The organism is Photobacterium galatheae, assembly GCF_000695255.1.
Classification (GTDB): domain Bacteria; phylum Pseudomonadota; class Gammaproteobacteria; order Enterobacterales; family Vibrionaceae; genus Photobacterium; species Photobacterium galatheae.
Window position 1 is genome coordinate 1 of the sequence record NZ_JMIB01000023.1, and the last position, 20,788, is coordinate 20,788.

At 47.3% G+C, this 20,788-nt stretch carries 13 protein-coding genes; 2 read left to right on the forward strand and 11 right to left on the reverse strand.

The annotated features are described in order from the left end of the window. Window positions 1-276, forward strand: a 276-nt coding sequence (locus tag EA58_RS11225; protein ID WP_036752631.1) for an IS3 family transposase, incomplete at its 5' end; no start/stop codon positions are given. 131 nt (window positions 277-407) lie between these two features. Here the strand turns inward: EA58_RS11225 and rmf are convergent. From rmf to pepN, 10 genes are all read right to left on the reverse strand, one after another. After that, window positions 408-581, reverse strand: a complete 174-nt coding sequence (rmf, locus tag EA58_RS11230; protein ID WP_036752980.1) for a ribosome modulation factor — start codon at window positions 579-581, stop codon at window positions 408-410. A 167-nt stretch (window positions 582-748) separates the two neighbouring features. Then, window positions 749-2,770, reverse strand: a complete 2,022-nt coding sequence (locus EA58_RS11235; protein ID WP_036752634.1) for a DUF3466 family protein — start codon at window positions 2,768-2,770, stop codon at window positions 749-751. Beyond that, window positions 2,770-4,698, reverse strand: a complete 1,929-nt coding sequence (gene uup, locus EA58_RS11240; protein WP_036752636.1) for an ATP-binding cassette ATPase Uup — start codon at window positions 4,696-4,698, stop codon at window positions 2,770-2,772. The genes EA58_RS11235 and uup overlap by 1 nt, the downstream gene beginning before the upstream one ends. Further along, window positions 4,685-4,933 carry a glutaredoxin family protein gene (locus tag EA58_RS11245; protein ID WP_036752639.1) on the reverse strand — a complete coding sequence of 83 codons (249 nt, stop codon included), beginning with the start codon at window positions 4,931-4,933 and terminating at the stop codon, window positions 4,685-4,687. Before EA58_RS11245 ends, uup begins: the two co-directional genes overlap by 14 nt. A 31-nt stretch (window positions 4,934-4,964) precedes the next feature. Further along, the gene (rlmKL, locus tag EA58_RS11250) at window positions 4,965-7,109 is read right to left on the reverse strand and encodes a bifunctional 23S rRNA (guanine(2069)-N(7))-methyltransferase RlmK/23S rRNA (guanine(2445)-N(2))-methyltransferase RlmL (protein ID WP_036752642.1); all 2,145 of its coding nucleotides are present in this window, start codon (window positions 7,107-7,109) and stop codon (window positions 4,965-4,967) included. 994 nt (window positions 7,110-8,103) lie between these two features. Beyond that, window positions 8,104-8,643 (reverse strand): cell division protein ZapC, encoded by a 540-nt coding sequence (locus tag EA58_RS11255; protein WP_036752645.1) that lies wholly within the window; start codon window positions 8,641-8,643, stop codon window positions 8,104-8,106. 238 nt (window positions 8,644-8,881) lie between these two features. Further along, a complete protein-coding gene (gene pyrD / locus EA58_RS11260) occupies window positions 8,882-9,901 on the reverse strand; it encodes a quinone-dependent dihydroorotate dehydrogenase (RefSeq protein WP_036752648.1) in 1,020 nt (339 codons plus the stop codon). Between the two features lie 44 nt (window positions 9,902-9,945). Further along, a complete protein-coding gene (locus EA58_RS11265) occupies window positions 9,946-14,775 on the reverse strand; it encodes an NAD-glutamate dehydrogenase (protein ID WP_036752651.1) in 4,830 nt (1,609 codons plus the stop codon). A gap of 419 nt (window positions 14,776-15,194) precedes the next feature. Continuing rightward, the gene (locus EA58_RS21350) at window positions 15,195-15,416 is read right to left on the reverse strand and encodes a DUF2835 domain-containing protein (protein ID WP_081819632.1); all 222 of its coding nucleotides are present in this window, start codon (window positions 15,414-15,416) and stop codon (window positions 15,195-15,197) included. 93 nt (window positions 15,417-15,509) lie between these two features. Continuing rightward, window positions 15,510-18,134: an aminopeptidase N gene (pepN, locus tag EA58_RS11270; RefSeq protein ID WP_036752654.1), complete on the reverse strand. Its 2,625-nt coding sequence runs from the start codon at window positions 18,132-18,134 to the stop codon at window positions 15,510-15,512. A gap of 457 nt (window positions 18,135-18,591) precedes the next feature. On the opposite strand from pepN, the gene pncB reads away from it, so the two are divergent. After that, on the forward strand, window positions 18,592-19,788 hold the full coding sequence (pncB, locus tag EA58_RS11275) for a nicotinate phosphoribosyltransferase (protein ID WP_036752657.1): 1,197 nt from the start codon (window positions 18,592-18,594) through the stop codon (window positions 19,786-19,788). A gap of 76 nt (window positions 19,789-19,864) precedes the next feature. On the opposite strand, the gene EA58_RS11280 is transcribed toward pncB, so the two are convergent. Further along, window positions 19,865-20,530 (reverse strand): lipocalin family protein, encoded by a 666-nt coding sequence (locus EA58_RS11280; RefSeq protein WP_036752660.1) that lies wholly within the window; start codon window positions 20,528-20,530, stop codon window positions 19,865-19,867. Window positions 20,531-20,788: the final 258 nt, after the last annotated feature.

Genomic DNA, 20,788 nt, shown 5'->3' on the forward strand with positions numbered 1-20,788 from the left:
CATAGCGATCAAGGTTGGCACCAGCAGACAGTGGCTGCCAGAGGGTTAACGCAAAGTATGTCGAGAAAAGGTAACTGCTTAGACAACGCCGTCGCTGAGAACTTCTTTGCCCTGCTCAAAACCGAGATGTACCATAACCAGCACTTTGAAGACGCAAATGATCTCATAGAGAAAATCCAAGAATACATTGAGTATTACAATACCAAACGCATCAAGGTGAAACTAAAAGGCCTGACACCGATAGAATATCGGAAGCAGGCCTTACAAGTCGCTTAACAGAAATGTCCAACTTTATGGGGTCACTTCATTTTGCGGCTTTTTTACGTTTCGACACGCCTAAAAAAAGAAAAGCCCCTACTCCAAAGGGGCTCTGCATGGTTGTGGATATGAGGGTGAAAGACTTATCTTTATTTCGCGCGGCCAGACTGTACCTCTTCTCTTGCATCACGCCAGCCACCTAGCCAATTCATACGGGCGTCCATGGTTTGATATGGACATGTATCACTGGAACGACCATTTAAACCAGCTTGATAGCCTCGAGATTGTGCGCGTTCCATACGATCCCGCTTTTGTCTCTTCATAGTTCGATCCTCATCCTTATTCATATTCATCATTACCATTACATAATGATGGAGCTTTTGTGACTCCACTTCTAAGGATTGGATATTTAGAGAAAGATATCAACCTTCATAAAAAATCAGGCTCACAACTTGTGAGCCTGATTAAAATTTAAACAAAAATGACAGTATTACCGTCTCCGGCGTAACCCAAAAAACGCCAGAAGTGACAGCGTCACCAGACCAATCGAGCCACCTTTTCGAGTGACCTTCTCTTTTTCTTCTGCGCGTGGCTGTACTTTCGCATCTGTTCTTGGCACCAGCTTCACCGCCACCAAACGCTCCTCACCAGCACACTCTGCATTTTTGCTGAGCGTTTTGAAACCATTCTCACACTTCAATGCCGTCGCAGAAATTACCCCAGCATCATTAATTCCTGTTGCCTGAGCGATACGATATTGGTTCGCTGTACCACCAATAACATCATCATTCGTCAGATCATCCAACAACCAGGCTGATTTCGCAGGCAAGGCATCCGTGACAACGTCACTACCAGCAAGGTATGTGAAAGCACGCTGACGGCGTTGACGACCGTTTACTTGATTGACCGTTTCCGTATCAACCCACCCAACAACTTGGTCTTGATTATTAATCTCACTGGCGAAGCCATTTGCGCCTTTAAAGAACAAACCGCTGACTGAAGAATCTAACCAAGAGAATTTTTGCGTGTTGACGTCGTATAAATACAATTTTTCAGCAAAGGAACGTTCTTCAGAACGTGCTGACTTTGCAACACCGATCACCTTGCCATTATCATTGATATCCGTGGCGATGGTATAGCGATAAACACGCTCATTCCCGGATTCAATATTCATATTTGGAATGTAAGAGACACTCCAGTCTTTCGCCGATGGTGCTCCAGTTACCCCATCTTTCAGCTTGTAAACAGCGGCACGGACAGCGTAATAGTCATTATCAACGGAGTCAGTCGTGTAACCCACCATCACAGGCTTGCTGTTGACCAAAGCCACGGCACGCGCTGAAGCCTGGAAAGAGCGGTTCTTATCATCCGGATCAAGCGCTGGACGGTTGGAAGCCCTTTCGGACAATAGCTGTGCTTCAGGGTTCGTTGCACTGCCATCGACGTTCCAGAACACGGCGTCATTCGCAAACACAACAAACTGACAAGCCCAAGAGCCAAACAACTGGCTAGGGTTTGAGCCATAAGACTTACAGTTGTTCAGATCACCACGGTTGATGGGAACATCATCCGGCAATTTGAGATTGTTATTCAGTTCAGAAGGTGAAAATGCAGCGCTGCCAACCACCAGCAGATTACCACTACTTTCAGGATACTCTACAGCATCCCAAGCAAGCGTCTGGCCCGTGTGTTTCACCAGATCGTCTCCGGTGAGCGGCAACAGCGACACCTGATTGCCATTCACATTCACAAAACCACGCTTGTTAAACTGACGTGCATAATGGTTATTCTTGGAGAAGTAAGCTGAGCTCGTTACACCCAGGGTAAAGTCCCCCAGCGTTGAACTGCCTACCGCATTCACAGCGCCATTGGTCGAAACATGATCACCACCATCCACCAGCGTGCCAAGTGACGGCGTCACACTTGAATCATACCCAGAAGCTGTGTTGGCAAAGGTTGTCACTCGTCCAAGGCTGTCTGAGCCATTATCAAGCAATGGCAAGGTGTTCGCGTAATAGTTATTCTGCCAAGCAAACTGTTCCCGACGTAAGCCGCCGAACCCCTCTCCATTTTCCGGGTCATCAGAATTGTAATTAACCCCGAAGAAACGAATATTCGCCCAGGTATCACAGGTATTGAACCCTAACGCAGAACTACAGTGCCTCTCCAGAGACCACTGATCATTAATCTGCTGAAAGTTATCCAGCTGATAAGGAATCTCATCACGAATATCGATACCATCACTACCGAAGCGGCTTTCACCGAAAACTTTGTAGTTGGTTGAGGTACAGCTGGTTTCAAAACATTTTTCACCAGAAGACTGGCTGACACCCTGTCCGTAAAACTGCACCTGTGCAGCCAGATCGCTATTGTTTTTGTCATAATATTGCAGTGAATCAACACCACTGCTTTCACCAGAGACTTCAACGACGTCATAGACTGCCGCCTGAGCCTGAGTAACACTGGCGATTAATATCGCCAGTGTCGAAAACGTAAACGTCTTATGTCGCATTAGGATTCCTTCTGCATTGCTTCTAACTCTTCCCAACGCTCAAATGCTTCTTCAAGTTCCTGCTCAGCCTCCGCAAGGCGTGACAGCGTCACTTGAGTTTCATCTGATGCACTCTGGAAGAAGGCAGGATCATTAATTTTCTCCTGCAATTCGGCAATCTCATTTTCCAAATCTTCTAAACGAGCGGGCAGCTCTTCAAGTTCCTTCTGGAGCTTATAAGATAGTTTTTTTGCCGGTTTCTCACGGTTCGTCTGCTGCCGCTGTTTGTTCTCAGCTTTTTTCTTCTCTGCCTCAATCACTTCAGCTTGTGCTTTTGCGCGCTGAGATGCAGAGTTCGCCCGCTGGGCCTGCGCATCATGGTAGCCACCAACATACTCATGAATGACACCCTGACCTTCAAAAATCCAGCTTGTGGTCACAGTATTGTCAACAAACTGTCGATCGTGGCTGACCAAAAGCAAAGTGCCCTGATAATTGGCAAGAATTTCTTCTAAAAGTTCCAGAGTTTCGATGTCCAAATCATTCGTTGGTTCATCGAGCACCAGTAAGTTATTCGGTTTCAGGAACAGTTTTGCCAGTAGCAGCCTGTTTTTCTCACCACCGGAGAGCGCTTTCACCGGGGTGCGAGCACGTTTGGGATGAAACAGGAAATCCTGCAAATAGCCAAGTGCATGGCGACTACGCCCATTGACCATCACCTCTTGCTTACCTTCTGCGAGGTTATCCAAGACCGTCTTCTCCGGATCCAGAATTTCCCGATACTGATCAAAATAAGCAACTTCGAGCTTCGTACCGCAATGGAAATGCCCTTCAGTCGGCTTGAGTTCACCCAACAATAACTTGAGCAAAGTACTCTTCCCACAACCATTTGGCCCAATGAGTGCAATCCGGTCGCCCCGCATCACATTAAAGCTGAAGTCCTTGATAATCGGTTTTTCATCATAACGATAACTGATATTTTCCGCTTCGAAGACCACTTTTCCTGAACGGCGCGCCTCCTGGAGCTGCATGTCAGCTTTGCCCATGACTTCGCGACGCTCACTTCGTTCGACACGGAGCTGCTTCAATGCACGGACACGCCCTTCATTACGGGTACGGCGCGCTTTAATCCCCTGACGAATCCAGGCTTCTTCTTGTGCGAGCTTTTTATCGAATTCAGCATTTTGTTCGCTTTCAACACGCAACAGGTCTTCTTTCGCATCCAGATACTTGTCGTAGTCTCCAGGAAAAGAATTCAGTTGCCCCCGATCCAAATCCACAATCCGGGTCGACATCGAACGGATAAAAGCACGGTCGTGAGAAATAAAGATAATTGAACCACGGAAATCTTTCAGAAATCCTTCCAACCATTCAATAGTCGAAACATCCAGGTGGTTTGTTGGCTCATCCAGCAGCAGGATATCGGGATCACTCACCAAAGCGCGGGCCAGTGCAGCTTTGCGCTGCCATCCACCCGACAAATCCGCCAAAAGAATTTCTGGTTTCAGTTCCAGATGCTCAAGCACGGAAGTGATCTTATTATCAAACTGCCATGCATCAGCATGATCCAGCTTTTCCTGCACTTTCGCCAACCGGGCAAAGTTCAGTTCACTCGGCTCCGTCGTGATGCTCTCCAGTAGATGGTGATATTCACGGAGCAAACGCCCAACATCCGACAGCCCTTCTGCGACGTAATCAAACACAGTGCCATCTGCATCACGCGGCGGATCCTGCTCAAGACGTGACACTTTCAGCTCGCTCATCCGCTGAATACTGCCGTCATCTAACAGCACGTCACCAGCAATCACTTTCATCAAGGTGGATTTACCGGCACCATTCCGGCCAACCAGACACACCCGCTCATTCGGTTGCAGCAAAAACTCAGCGTGATCCAGCAGAGGATGATCGCCATAAGCAAGCTGCGCATTACTAATCTTAATTAACGCCATGACTCTTTAACCAATTAGCCAGCTGACTGGCATCAAACGGCCAGCCAAGCTCAGAAATAGATCCATCAATTTCGAGGGAAACCACAGGGATGGTGACACCGTAACGAGAAAACAGGCCATCATCAAAGGCAATATCAACAACGTTGACCTGTTCGGCTACACCCACCTCTGTGAGCAACGCATAAGCCTGTTCACAGAGATGGCACCCTTCCGTACTGTAGAGGATGATAGGCAAGTAACAATCCTTAGTTCAATGTTATGGCGGCTCAGTGAGCGCCTTCCTGATGCGTGATAATCCAGCAGTTGTGGATGTGCTTATTCCGGGCAAAATCCTGCGGCAAGGTCTCAGACGAAATATTCTTCGCTTCCAGCCCTAACGCCAACAATCCGGCATCATCCATTTTGAAATGACGCTTGTTATTTGAGAAGACAATCTGACCGCCTGGACGCAACATCCGTTTCAGATTCTCCATCAACATGATGTGATCACGTTGCACATCAAAACTTTGTTTCATGCGTTTTGAGTTCGAGAATGTTGGTGGATCAATGAAAATCAAATCAAACGTGTCATCGACTTCTTGCAGCCACTGCAGACAATCCGCCTGAATATATTCATGCTGTCGGCCCACCTGCCCGTTCAGCGCCATGTTCTCCTGAGCCCAACGCAGGTAGGTATTCGACATATCCACCGTCGTTGTCGATTTCGCGCCACCACAGGCAGCATGGACTGTCGCAGAACCTGTGTAGGCGAACAGGTTGAGGAAATCTTTACCATTCGCCATTTCACCTAAACGACGACGGGTAATTTTATGATCCAGGAACAAACCAGTATCGAGGTAATCAAACAGATTCACCTGAAGCTTCACGCCGTATTCATTCACCGTCATGTAACGGGCAGCACTGGACAATTTCTGGTACTGGCTCTTGCCTTTCTGGCGTTCACGCACTTTCAGGACGACTTTGTCGCTATCGACACCTGTCACCTGAATCGTTGCACGCATGATATCCATTAATCGACGGCGCGCTTTTTCTTCAGGAACAGATTTTGGTGCAGCATATTCCTGAATCACAATGTAATCTTTGTACTTGTCCACCGCCGCGTTATATTCAGGCAGATCTGCATCATAGACGCGGTAGCATTCCAGTTGTTCTTTCTTCGCCCATTTATCCAGCTTGGAGAGGTTTTTCTTTAAGCGGTTCGCAAAATCAGGTGCAACCTGCTGTTCTTCCAATTGCCCTTCCTGAGCACCTTCTACCTGCTTCACACCACCGGCGGTGATCTTGTATGTCTTGAGCACACAGTCCAGTGCACCATTTCGGAGCTTGAACTGTTTATCGGCACGCATTCGCATACAACTCAATAATTCGTTAGAAGATGAATAAATCGCGGCAGTCGAACCGGCAAATGCTAATTTCAGGCGATTCCCCAGCTCTGTATAGAGCGCAATCAGTTCAGGTGTCGTTCCCAGACGCTCACCATACGGTGGGTTACACAAAATCACACCCGTTTCAAAATCTTTCGGGCGAACCAGTTGTGTTGCATCACCATATTTGAAATCCATCAGCTCAATCACGCCTGCGCGACCTGCATTATCTCTGGCAATGCTCAGGACGCGTCTGTCCATTTCGCGGCCATAGAACCGGGTCGTGACTTTACCGACGCCGCGACGAGCTTTTACCGATGCTTCCGCATGAATTTCATGCCAGGCCGGCGCATCAAAATCTTTCAGTACTTCAAAGCCCCAATGTTTACGCTTCAGGCCCGGTGCAATCTCAGCAGCAATCATAGCGGCTTCAATCAATAACGTGCCTGAGCCACACATTGGATCGAGCAAGGGTTGCTCAGGTGTCCAACCACTTTTCATCACTAAAGCCGCAGCATGCGTTTCACGCAATGGTGCCTGACCGGCTTCAGTCCGGTAGCCACGCTGGTGCAGCCCACTCCCCGCCATATCCAGACCAACAATGGCTTTATCATTAGACAGGCGAACATGAATACGTAGATCTGGGCGTTCACGATCAATGGTTGGCCGAGGCTGATTACCTTTCACAAAACGGTCAACAATAGCATCTTTGACCTTCATCGCACCGTACTGGCTATTCCGTATTTCGCGGTTTGTACCGTTAAAATCCACCACAATGCGCGTGCTGGAATTGAAATACTGGTCCCAGTTGATAGCCGTTGCTCCCAAGTAGAGATCTAAATCATTTCTGACATTGAATTCACTCAGAACTTGGATGATGCGTGATGCTACTCGAGTCCAGAGGCAACAACGATATGCTGTATGCTGATCCGCAGAAAAACGCACGCCAGCATGCACCACTTTCACGTGTGAAGCACCCAGTTGTGACAGTTCATCGGCAAGGAGATTTTCCAGGCCACGGGAAGTAATAGCGAGATATTGATTCATGAGGTTCTTTTCATACAAATGTTGAGGCCAATTATACCTGAAATCGGCGCTAAACACCTGTATACCGGCTCTCAGCTGCCCTTTTTTTACACATTCACTTCCTATGAAGGCGATTCTGATCGGTAATCCTCTCTTTTCCGTTTGACTCACCGCCCATTTTTAAGCCCAACCCAACCGTTTCCCACGAGAAACAAACATCATATCCCCCTAGAACGCCTGATGGTCATTCAACCGATTGACGTACTCTCTTCTATAAGACACAACTGTTTCCCTGCGGAAACACCTGATTTATCCAATTAAAATCAATATCTTATATTCAATACAGACACAAACCTCCCAAAGCTGGCCTGATGCTATTAAAAAATGATTCGTGAACACTGGCCCCCACAATAGATATGTATATACATTTAAGGTGGGTCATTTCCAATCTGGAAACTCTAATTATTTCCAGATTGGAAACAATTGCCGCGTGGTGATTTTCACCTGTGTCATGGAGTTTCAGGATGGAGGAAAAACAGGAAATATTGATGAGAGAGAACGAATTTTTCCGTGACTGAGCTTGTATTTTTTTGCTGTAAAAAGACAAAAAGAGGCATTAAAAAATGCAAAAATTTACGGTCTTTTGACCTTGGTACAGCTTTTCAGATCACTGAAAGTCTCTTGAAATTGGTCTTTGTGGCCAAAAAGCCGCCACTGAGATGACGCAGATCTGGTTTTTTCGCAATTTCCGCCAACAAAAAACATGGTTCAGCAAGGGCTGCCAACGAATGATCAGCGCACTCAATACCTATCTTGATTGAAGCTCTCGATTGGAACAGTCGACTGAAGCGGATTATTTTTGCAATCAACACCAAGCAATGGGAATCAGAACCAGGATGAATCAAAATGGGTCATGAACTTCGCTTTTCCGGTAGAGGGAAACGGAAGATTTGGATGAAGGGAGAATAAATAACGTGAAGGAAGGTTTACAAAGCAGCGGCTATACCCTGTGGGTTTAACCCACCAGGGCGAAGCCTAATTCATCATCCATGCGCACTGGCTGCATGCGATCGTTCATGACCTTAATTACACCACAAAAGGCAATATCCTTACCGACTGCTAACTGATGTGACTCAACATCAGCCAGCATACACAGGCTTGCACAGCCGCTATTTTCAATGACTAAGTACTTTGCCGAGGCCAATTCAGTATTCAGCACGATAATGTCGCCATTTTGGGGCTCATATGTCCCCTCCTGCTGCATAAAAAACCAACTCTTTGGCATCATCGGCTTGTGGAATCGGCTTGCTGCGACTGCATTGAGCGCCAATTCGACCTTACGGGGACCGGATAGCTCCAACGTCGCGATATTTTCCAGGAAGGTTTGATAGGTGCTGGCATCATCCACAGTAAATTCACTGCGATTGAACGCACAGGTGATGAGATGTTTGCATGGAATGGAAACGCGGAAAACCATCTCTTCGCCCAAATCGAGCATTAAAGAGTCATTCTTCTGGTCGTAATACCACGTCCATGAATTATTTGGTTTTAACACGATAAGCTCCAATGTCCTTCTATGGACAGTCATCAAAGCAAGAGATTGAATACGCACATAGAATTGTACTAATCAAGTGATAAATTAAAAGGGGAAAAACCTTAGGAGATCATGCGGTTAAGGAATGTAATTTTGACAACATTCTGGCTTTTATCATCCCCAGATATGCAAAAACGCCCACATTTATTGTGAGCGTTTTCAATTAAAGAGGGTTATTAATACGTGACAGCGTCACTGATTAGCGTAAATCGCAGTTCATCACAATCTCTTTCACCAATTGAGGGCCATGGTAAATGAAGCCTGAGTAAATCTGCACCAGACTCGCACCAGCCAGTAGCTTCTCACGTGCTGCAATCGCTGAATCGATACCACCAACTCCAATAATCGGGATTTGGCCTTTCAGCTCGTGATTCAGCATACGAATGACCTCTGTACTACGGTGTTGCAAAGGACGACCACTCAAGCCCCCTGCTTCCTCACAATGCGGCATCCCTTGAACCAAGGTGCGATCCAGGGTGGTATTTGTCCCTATCACACCGTCGATCTCATTTCGGATCAGTGAGTCTGCAATTTGGATCAGCTCGTGATCTTCAAGATCTGGCGCGATCTTCAGCGTCAATGGAACATATCGTCCAAATTTCTCGGCCAGAGCCTTCTGTTTATGCTTCAGCTGAGTGAGAAGATCATCTAATGCCTCGCCATACTGCAGATTACGCAAACCCGGCGTGTTTGGCGACGAGATATTCACGACAACATAACCCGCGTGCTCATAGACCTTATCCATACAGATCAGATAATCGTCTACCCCTTTTTCGAGCGGTGTGTCTTTGTTCTTACCTATGTTGATGCCAATAATACCGTCGAACGTGGCTTTCTTGACGTTTTCAACCAGTTGATCAACCCCTAGATTATTAAATCCAAAGCGGTTGATGATGCCTTCTGCCGGTTTTACCCGAAATAAACGCGGTTTATCGTTACCAGGCTGAGGTTTTGGGGTTACTGTACCAACCTCAACAAAACCAAAGCCCATTGCGCCAAACGCATCAATACATTCGCCGTTTTTATCCAGGCCAGCAGCCAGACCTACAGGGTTTTTAAAGCGAAGTCCCATGACTTCGACAGGACGTTCCGGGAGGTGTTGACGGTAAAAAATATCGAGAGGAGTGCCGGTGAAGCGAGAAAAGTTCTTAATAGCCAAATCATGCGCTTTTTCAGGATCAAGCTGAAACATGGCCGAACGCGCGAGGCGGTAAAACATTATACCTCCTTAAAAAAAGCCCCGTATAAACGGGGCCACATTATTCACTGATTTGGTTTGCAATTCAAATTTAATAGCACTAATTCCCTCATCGCGACTGAGAATTTCGCGAATTCGTGGGTCGTCCCCACTTTGAATTCGGTCAAAACACTTTCCCAGCGCTGAATCGCAGGATGATGGTGATCAACCCACAGGTCAATTAATGCTTCCGGAGCTTCATTGCCCTGGCCTGCTCCAATCACTGCAGAAGTCAGCTGACGTTGCTGCCAATCCAGATCTTCGCGGAAAGAAGCGCGAGCCAGCGCCTGCCAATGGTTTTCTACAGGCTGGTTATGTACCTGCTGCAGGAACCAGTGCAGTGACAACTGAGCACCCAAAACAAAGTAAACACGAGCGATGAAACCAACTTCTTTGTTCAGCTCTCTCGCAATCTGAGCGATATCCATTGCGGAGTACAGGCTGCTCAGACGAGCAATGTTGTGCGCCAGTTGAGCCGGAACACCTTCTTTGATCATAGTGTTGGCCTGATCATCATGCTCCTTCACTTCCTCTGCAACCAGGTATTGCTCCAGATTGTCACGCAGGGTGTTCAAGGTTGGCTGATAGAAAGCGATTTGCTCTTCAATGCCCATCTTACGGTCACGATTACGCAGGAACCAGCGTGTGATACGGCGCAGCATACGACGGCAGCGATACATCATTTCGTACTGGGCATGTGCCGGCACTTTATTATCCAGCTCGCGAATCTGCTCGAAGAACTGCTCAAAGCCAAACACAGCACGGCCTACAGAGTACGCAGAAGAGATTTCCGCGACCGTTGAACCCGTTTCTTCCATCAAACGCGTGACGAAGTTGCAGCCCATTTCGTTTGACATCTGATTTGCCAGCGATGTTGCAATCAACTCACCTTTCAGCGGGTGATTCTCCATCTGAGTGCGATACTTCTCTTGCAATGCTTTCGGGAAGTATGCTGGCAGCAGGCGGTTATGATAAGGATCTTCTGTGATCTCTTCAGTCACCAGATCTTCTTTCAGAACCATCTTACCGTAGGCAACCAGTACCGCCAGTTCAGGGCGTGTCAGGCCAATACCATCTTTTTCACGCTCTGCCAGTGTTTCGTCATCAGGCAGGTACTCCAGTGCACGATCCAGTTTGCCTTCTTTTTCCAGATGATGAATAAAGCGGATCTGCTCTTTCAGCAACTGTACATTCTGATGCTGAGTGACTGAGATGGATTCACTCTGGGTATATGCATCGTCAAGGACGATCTCACCCACTTCATCTTCCATCTGCTCCAGCAGCTCATTCCGTTGCTTGTAGGTCAGATCGCCTGCAGCAACCAGACCATTCAGCAGGATCTTAATGTTGACTTCGTTATCTGAACAGTCAACACCACCCACGTTATCGATGAAGTCGGTGTTTACGCGGCCACCATTTTTCGCATACTCAACGCGGCCCAGTTGGGTCATCCCCAGGTTACCACCTTCACCAACGATCTTGGCTCGAAGCTCACCACCGTTCACACGCAGCGCATCATTTGCACGGTCACCAACATCGCTATGCGTTTCAGAATCAGACTTCACATAAGTACCGATACCACCGTTCCACAGAAGATCCACTTCCATTGTCAGGATCAGTTTGATCACTTCATTCGGTGTCAACGTCTGCTTCCGAGTGCCCAGCAGTTTCTGGATCTGAGGCGTCAGTGTGATTGACTTGCTGCGACGAGAGAATATACCGCCACCCTCAGAGATCAGGCTGCTGTTATAATCTTCCCAGCTAGAACGCGGTAAGTGAAACAGACGGTTGCGCTCTTCCCAGCTTGTGGCTGCATCCGGCGTCGGATCCAGGAAGATATGCATATGGTTAAAGGCCGCAACCAAACGTGTATGCTTCGACAGCAGCATGCCGTTACCAAATACATCACCGGCCATGTCACCCACACCAGCACAGGTAAAATCAGTGGTCTGACAGTCAATTCCCAGTTCACGGAAGTGACGTTTTACAGATTCCCAGCCACCCTTCGCGGTGATCCCCATCTGCTTATGGTCATAACCATTCGAGCCACCAGAAGCAAAAGCATCCCCCAGCCAGAAGCTATAATCAGCCGATACAGAGTTTGCCAGATCAGAGAACGTTGCCGTCCCTTTATCCGCAGCCACAACCAGATACGGGTCATCTTCATCATGACGAACCACATTGGCTGGCGGAATAATTTCACCCTCATGAATGTTATCAGTCACATCCAACAGCGCGCGGATAAAGCGCTTGTAACAACGCTGACCTTCAGCCAGGATTTCCTCACGGGAGCTCATTTGTGGTTGACGCTTGCAGACGAAACCGCCTTTCGCACCCACAGGAACAATGACGGTGTTCTTCACCTGCTGAGCTTTTACCAGACCCAGAATCTCTGTACGGAAGTCTTCCTGGCGATCAGACCAGCGCAGACCACCACGGGCAACTTTACCACCACGCAGGTGAACACCCTCGATATCCGGTGCATAAACGAAGATCTCGAAGAACGGCACCGGTGCAGGAATTTCTGGAATCTCAGACGGACGCAGTTTCAGAGACAACCAAGGTTTTGGCAAACCACTTTCATCAAGCTGATAGTAGTTCGTCCGTTGGGTTGCCTGAATCATTTCCATATAACGACGGATGATACGGTCATCATCCAGGCTTTCGACTTCTTCAAGCTTCGCATGCATCTCTGCAATCAGCGCTTCTTCCGCTTTCTCGCTGAAGTTGCGTTCAGGATCAAAGCGCAGTGCGAACAGCTCAACCAGATCACGGGCCAGATCCGCATGATTGGCCAGCGTATCTTCAATATATTGCTGACTGAACGGGAAACCAACCTGACGCATGTAGCGTGCGTAACTCCGGACAATCGTGATTTCACGACCGGTCAGTCCTGCACACAGCAGCAGACGGTTAAATCCGTCACTTTCCAGTCCACCGTGCCAAATCGAAGCAAATGCTTCCTGGAAACGATCACGTGCATCACTCAAATCGATCTCGCTCGTGCCGGTCACCAGCATGGCGAAATCCAGGATCCAGTAAACTGTACCGTTCGCTGTAACAACCTCATACGGTGATTCACCAATCACGCGCAGGCCCAGGTTTTCCAGCATTGGCATCACATCAGACAGATGGATTGGCTCATCACGATGATAAAGTTTCAGTTTCACGAAACGTGAATCAGTCGCAACTTCCTGTGGGCGGTAGAACAACATACCCAGCTTGTTCTCTTCACTCAGGCCTTCCAGCAATTCGATGTCTGCAACGGCTGAACCCGGCAGCATTTGCTCTTTATATGAACGAGGGAAAGCGCGAGCGTAATTTTTCGCAAGCGGTGTCCCTTGGTTCTCACCAAAGTTGGAGATCAGTGAATCACTCAAACGATCTTCCCAGGAAACAGCAGCTTCCACCAGATTACGTTCAATCGCTTTTACATCTACATCGAAGTTATTGTTATCTACACGCACAATATAATGAGTTCTCGCTAGTGGGCCTTCAGAGAAAGAAGTGGTGAAATCGACGTTTTGGTCAGAACCAAAGTATTCTTTGAAAATTTTCTGCGTTTTAATCCGCAGCTCAGTGTTATAACGCTCACGAGTCACATACACCATGCAAGAGAAGAAACGGCCGAAAGGATCCCGGCGGACGAACAAACGCAGCAGATCACGATCCTGCATACGCACAACGCCACTGGCCACATCCTGCATTTCTTTCTCACTGGCCTGAATCAACTCATCTCGCGGATACGTTTCAAGGATGTTGTTCATCGCTTTCCACGAGTGTGAGCCTTCGGAATAACCGCTGCTCTCAAGGATACGAACGACTTTGTTGCGGATCAGTGGAATGTTCATCGCCGTCTGATGATAAGCGGTTGCTGCATACAAACCGGTAAAACGATGCTCGCCGATGACATTCCCATCTTTGTCGAAGCGTTTAATACCAATGTAATCGGTATAAGCTGGGCGGTGGATTTTTGATCTCGCATTACTCTTGGTCAGAATCAGTAAATTTGGTTTTCTTGCTTCGACTCTTGCTGACTCTGGTAACTCAGACAACATCAGGCGACGGGCTTTACCCGGCTTACTCAGCAGACCCAACCCTTTTTCATCACAAGGACGGAGTTCAAAATCCCCTTCAACAGGAATCAAATCATATTGATGGTAACCCATGAAGGTGAAGTTGTGGCGAGTGACCCACTCCAGGAATTCGATCGCTTCATCACAATGGCTTTGTTCTACTGGCAAGCTGGCTGTTTTCAACTCTTCAGCAATTTCAATCATCTTGCTTTGCATGGCCTGCCAGTCATTCACCACCAGCTCAATATCCCGCAAGACTTGCTCAAGTTCTGTTTTCAGCGCTTCCATTTCTTCTTTGCTGGACAAACGATCCACTTCGATATGGAACAACGTTTGTAAGTCGCCTTCTTCACCACAGGCTTCAATAATGGTACCTTCTTCATCGCGCTTGAAATAATAAGGACCATTAAACATCAGGTGACTGTTAATCCCCTGACGATTGAGTGTCATACGTACGGAGTCGACCAGGAACGGATGGTCTGGCGTCACAATTTCCACGACCGTGTGGGTTGACTGCCAGCCATAACGACTGAGTGTCGGGTTATAAACACGAACAGAGGTTTGGTCCGGTTGGTTTTGCACAAGATGGTGCCAGAGGCTCAGAACAGCACCATACAAATCAGATTCATTCCGTTGAAGCAGATCGTCTTCTGCCAGTTGTCCTAACAATCGTTGAGCAAACACTTCGACTAATGACTGCTGAGGCGTTTCTATCTTGTCCTGGATTAAGCCGTACACTTTTTCAAGTAGTACCGGCACTATTGGGTCAGGTGCGGTCATAGCAGATGCTCCATCGTTATTACTTTTATCAATCTAGTATAGGGTTTGATAACGACGCCCCGAGTTCAGCACTAAAAACTTCTCTCTGGCGAGGTATAGTTGATTCGGAAGCTATTGTAGGGCGTTTTGTTGCCAAATGGTTACGATAATTACTCTGTAATCAGAAGAAAAAATCGAATATGTGACTAAGGTAGATGTTTTAGCTCGAGGGAAGATGACCAAGGGATAATATGACGCACTCTGATGCTATTAACCCAGTATTCTGGTCTAACCATCTAGAAATCAATGATTTTTCACTGCAAAAAAACTAACCAACACGGTTGCTGCGACGCAGAAATCGACTTCATTCAAAACAGATAAAAAATCTACATTCGCATAATTATGTAGTGTTTTTGTTAATTTCTGACTAAAGCAAGGTTCTAAGCGATTTTCTCCAATTTTTCCAGGCGATTTTCTGAACTGACACTCACTCTGAAACGTCCCCGAACGCCAAGTTGGCTCAGAAACGGCCGGAGTCTGCTTGCAGGTAGCTGAAGACGAAGACCTTCATCGGTGTACACCAGTACGGCACTCGCAGCACCGGAGTAATGTTGCAGGAAGGTTTGGTAAGGAATGTTGACTGAAAAGCTGTATCTCTTCATGCAGACAGGCCTGGCAGCGATAGACAGAAAAAGAAATGGCAGATAAAAAGAAAGCTCCCTTTTGAGGAGCCTTCTGATTAAAACAAATTGAGCTTATTGTTCAAGGGCTTTTTCCACTTTCTCGAACAAATCTCTCGCTAGATTTTCCAGTTTCGCCAGTTGCTCAAGCTCAGCGCGCATCAGTGCCTGACGATCTTCATCGTACAAACGATACTTCAGGAAAGGTTCAATCAGGCGTGAAGCCACCTGAGGATTTGAACTGTTCAGCGCCGTCAGAATCTCAGTCAGGAAACGATAACCGCTGCCATCTTTCGCATGGAAATGAACTGGGTTATTCGCACAGAAGCTGGCAACCAGACTACGCGTCCGATTCGGGTTCTTCAGACTAAACGCCGGATGGTTCATGGTTTCGCGGACATTGGCCAGTGAATTCCCCGCTGGGTTTTTACCCTGCAGGACAAACCACTTGTCCATCACCAAACCATCATGGCTCCATTTACTGCTGAAGTCCGCCATCTGTGTTTCACGGCAAGCGAGCTGTGCTTCATTTGCTGCACTCATCGCAGCAATCGTATCTGTCATATTGTCGGCTTTCCCGTACTGAGCAGAAACCAGTTTTTCCCCCTGCTCTGTATACGCCAGATAAGCCAGGCAACGATTACGCAGTGAACGTTTTGCCATCGCATCATGAGTAATGCTGTAGCCGCTTTGTGACAGAGAATGATAAATAGCAGACAGTTCATCTTCCAGCGCTGATGCGAGGATCTGTTCAATCTGCGCCAGCACTGTGTGGATCGCATCCACATCAACCCGCTCATACCAACCGGCGACTTCATTTTCACTCGGTAATGTCAGCATTTCAGCAATGAAAGCCGGATCCAGTTTTTCATCCAGCAACGCACCACGGAATGCATCAACCACATTTTCCGGGAAGACGACGGCATTACCAGCCTGTACTGCCTGAACATTACTGCGGATATACTTCGCTAGCAGCATCTGACCAGCGTCCCAGCGGGCAAACTCATTCCGGGCATGCGTCATCAGGAAGACCAGCTCTTCGTCGCTGTAATCATATTCCAGCACAACCGGTGCAGAAAACTCACGCAGCATCGAGATAACAGGCTTTTCATTCACCTGATCAAACGTGAAAGTTTGCTCAGACTGAGTGACGTTCAGAATGTGATGCACACGCTCACCGTTACACTGTAACTCAATCACCTCGCCTTTACTGTCATACAGCTCGATATCAAACGGAATATGCAGCGGCAACTTCTCTTTCTGCCCTGGTGTGGGTGCAGTTTGCTGCTTCACTGTGACTAGGTAACGTTTCGCATCCGCCTCGTACGCTGTGCTGACAGTCACTACCGGTGTACCAGACTGGCTGTACCACAGACGGAACTGACCCAGATCAACGCCAGAAGCATCTTCCATCGCCTGAACAAAGTCATCACAGGTGGCAGCAGTGCCATCGTGACGCTCGAAGTATAATTTCATTCCCGCCTGGAAGCCGTCTTCGCCCAGCAGTGTATGCATCATCCGAATCACTTCACTCCCCTTCTCATAAACGGTCAGGGTGTAGAAGTTATTCATCTCAATCACTTTCTCCGGACGGATTGGATGCGACATTGGGCCACGGTCTTCCGCAAACTGAGGACCACGCATGATCCGGACATTTTGAATACGGTTCACCGGACGAGAACCCAGATCAGAAGAAAATTCCTGATCCCGGAATACCGTCAGACCTTCTTTCAGACTCAGCTGGAACCAATCGCGGCAGGTCACGCGGTTACCGGTCCAGTTATGGAAGTATTCGTGACCAATCACAGACTCAATCCCAAGATAGTCGGTGTCTGTCGCAGTCGCTGAATTCGCCAGAACGAACTTAGAATTGAAGATATTCAGACCTTTATTTTCCATGGCACCCATGTTGAAGAAATCAACGGCAACAATCATGTAAATATCCAGGTCATATTCCAGGCCGAAGCGCTCTTCATCCCACTTCATGGAATTGATCAGCGAGTGCATCGCATGCTCTGCACGGTCCAGATTGCCTTTATCGACAAAAATTTCCAGTGCCACATCGCGACCACTGACTGTTTTATAGCTGTCTCGCAGCACATCAAAATCGCCGGCAACCAGTGCGAACAAATAACAAGGCTTCAGAAACGGATCCTGCCATTGTACCCAGTGACGGCCATTCTCCAGATCACCGCTCCCCACTTTGTTACCGTTACTCAGCAAATAAGGGAAACTTGCTTTATCGGCAATCACTTTGGTTGTAAAACGGGCCAAGACATCCGGACGATCCTGGTAATAAGTAATTCTTCGGAAACCTTCAGCTTCACACTGGGTACAGAAACCACCACCGGATTTGTACAGACCTTCCAGAGAGGTATTTGCTTCCGGATTGATCTCAGTTTCAATCGTCAACTCAAACACCGCAGGAAGTTCACGAAGAATCAGGCCACTCTCCGTCTGCTCAAAGTGCTCCCAGCTTTCACCGTTGATTTCCAGCCGATGCAAAACCAATTCATCACCGTCCAGTTCTAGCGAAGTCACCCCTTGTGTTTGTTGCTTAACTTGACTGACAGCAATCACGCGGGTGGCTGTGTCATGCAGATCAAACGTCAGGTCGATATCCGTGATCGTAAAATCTGGTGCCTGATAATCTGCACGATATTTAGCAGTCGGTTGTGCGGCAGTGGGTTGATCAGCCATTTCTATTCTTCCTTAGTCATCCATATTGGCAGTCTCGCCGTCAGAGTAAACCTTTCAAAACCATGAACGGCCATTAGCTCTGGCGTGTTTCAGTCATTGAAACACCAGCTGCGAGACTGAGAAATTACAAAACCAGCGCAAAAGATGTTCACTGGTAACTCAGCAGATAAAGACAAGATTCACGGCATCACTGCCGCTTCGGGTCAAAAGAAATCAGACAAGATTGCTTAAAAGTGCATCAGCTATACTTCATAGTAATACTTCAGCATGTTCTCATCTTGTCTTTACTCTGAATGAAGACAAAATGTTAGCAGATAGCACTTGCGCTGAAAATCTTATCTTTTTACTTGTTCCCCATGCCTTGTCGCGCAACAATGGCAAATCTAAAAAATTCCAACCGATACACTCTGCTCAAGTAGATTGATTTTAGCCGTTTTAACAGGAATTACTCTGCAATATGAACCACATTATGCAACCTTGGATCATTGATTCACTGCTTGATACCGATGCCTACAAACTCCATATGCAGCAGGCAATCTTCCACCTGTATCCCGATGTAGATGCTGCCGCTGAGTTTCATTGTCGCAGTGACGAGGATCTACGGCCATACAAGGATGATATCCAAAGACAGCTCGAACACATGGGTGAGCTGAAATTTACCCATGAAGAAATTGAATATCTTGCGACTCTACCTTTCTTTCAACAGGATTATCTGGATTTCCTCAAAGACTTTCGCCTGAATCCTTCGCAAGTCGAAGTCGGTGAAGCGGATGGACAACTCACGATACGTATTGAAGGGAAATGGCTGGATCTGATTTTATGGGAAGTCCCTTTACTGGCCATTGTCTGTGAACTCCGCTGTCATCAGCTTTACCCTCAGGCCACAGTCACCGACGCCATAAATCAGCTACAACGTAAGCTGGCGCATTTCGATGCGCTGGGCCGAGATACAGATACGAGCCATTTTTCACTGGTTGACTTTGGTACTCGACGTCGCTTTTCGAAAGAAGTCCACTATGCCGTCGTGAATTACCTGAAACAGCATTTTCCTCATCTAAGCGGCACGTCAAACTACCATTTGGCTCGAACGCTCAACCTGACACCCATTGGCACACAGGCACATGAATGGTTTCAGGCGCATCAGCAGCTTGCGGGGGAACTTGCAGACTCGCAACAGCTTGCACTCAACCGCTGGTTACAGGAATACCCGGATAGCCTGGGGATTGCCCTTACCGACTGCATTAACATGGATGCATTCCTGCGCGATTTTGATCTGCGTCTTTCCCTGCGCTTCACCGGACTTCGTCACGATAGTGGTGATCCAATCGCATGGGGTGAAAAAGCCATTGCACACTATGAAGCATTAGGGATTGATCCAAAAAGCAAAACCCTGGTGTTTTCTGACAGCCTGACATTGGAACGCGCGCTGACCATTTATCAGCATTTCTGTGAACGTATCAACGTCAGCTTTGGGATTGGCACAAGCATGACTTGTGATTTACCGGGTGTGAAAACGTTAAATATCGTTTTGAAACTCACAGAGTGTGAAGGCCGGCCAGTGGCCAAAATCTCAGATGAGCCGGGCAAAAGCATTTGTCATGATGAGGCCTATCTTGATCAGCTGCGCCAGGCATTCAAGATTGCCAACGACTGATCGTTCCGAATCGAACGTAAAAAAGAGAGGCTTTTCAGCCTCTCTTTGCTTTCACTTTTTGATAAATGAAGTCTACTTACTGACGTTGCATCACTGCTTCCATTCCAAACTGTTTATTGGTCAGGGTGAGTGTATTATCTCCCCCTAACTTGAAATGACTGTCGTGCTGACCATCTTCATAAATAAGGACAATACGATCATCTTCGAGATAATAAATACCTTTATGCTCAATTCGCTTCCCGTCTTTGCCAATGACCTGAGCAGAAAATAAAAAGTCCGGCCGTAAAGATAACTTCAGTTCAGAAACCCGTTTATCAACGTCTGAACCTTGAATCCTGGAAGAACGCCAACTGCCAGGCAGATTCTCGGGCGCTAATTTAGTAAATCGAGCACCATCCAGCAGAAACTGGTTATAACTCAATACATATTCATGCTGCTGTGTAGGCTGCCCTGCAGAATTCATCGTAAGAGTTGTTTCATCAATATCGTACTTCCCTTCCCATTCATCAATACGGCCATCTGTTCTGAGTAACCGCACTTTAAAATGGTAAGCAGAATTAAACTTGATATTCATGGCTCGATAGTGGATCCCCTCACTCTCTACACCTTCATCGGTTGTACTGAACCAGTACCAATCACCGAGTAATAACGGATAGTCAAACTCTGTCAGCTCATCCGCAGTGACAGCGTAACTCCATGAAAAAACACTCAATATCAAGGACAAAAAAATGGAACGCAGCATGATAGTACCCCAGACAAATATCAGCCCCTACTATTCACACTAGCTCCCGTTCCTGTTTCTCGCGCAAGAATATGACAAGCGTCACAAGTATTCCTCAACCTGTTTCATGTTTGAGACGGCTTCTGGAAGCTACCTTGCGAACAGATGAGTGCTACAAAGAAAGGTGATGTTGAAAATTGCTTCTGTGCTACTCATTCACCGATCACCACCGCCATAGGCGGTGGTTTAGAGGTGACAAAAAAAAACGGCACACCTAAG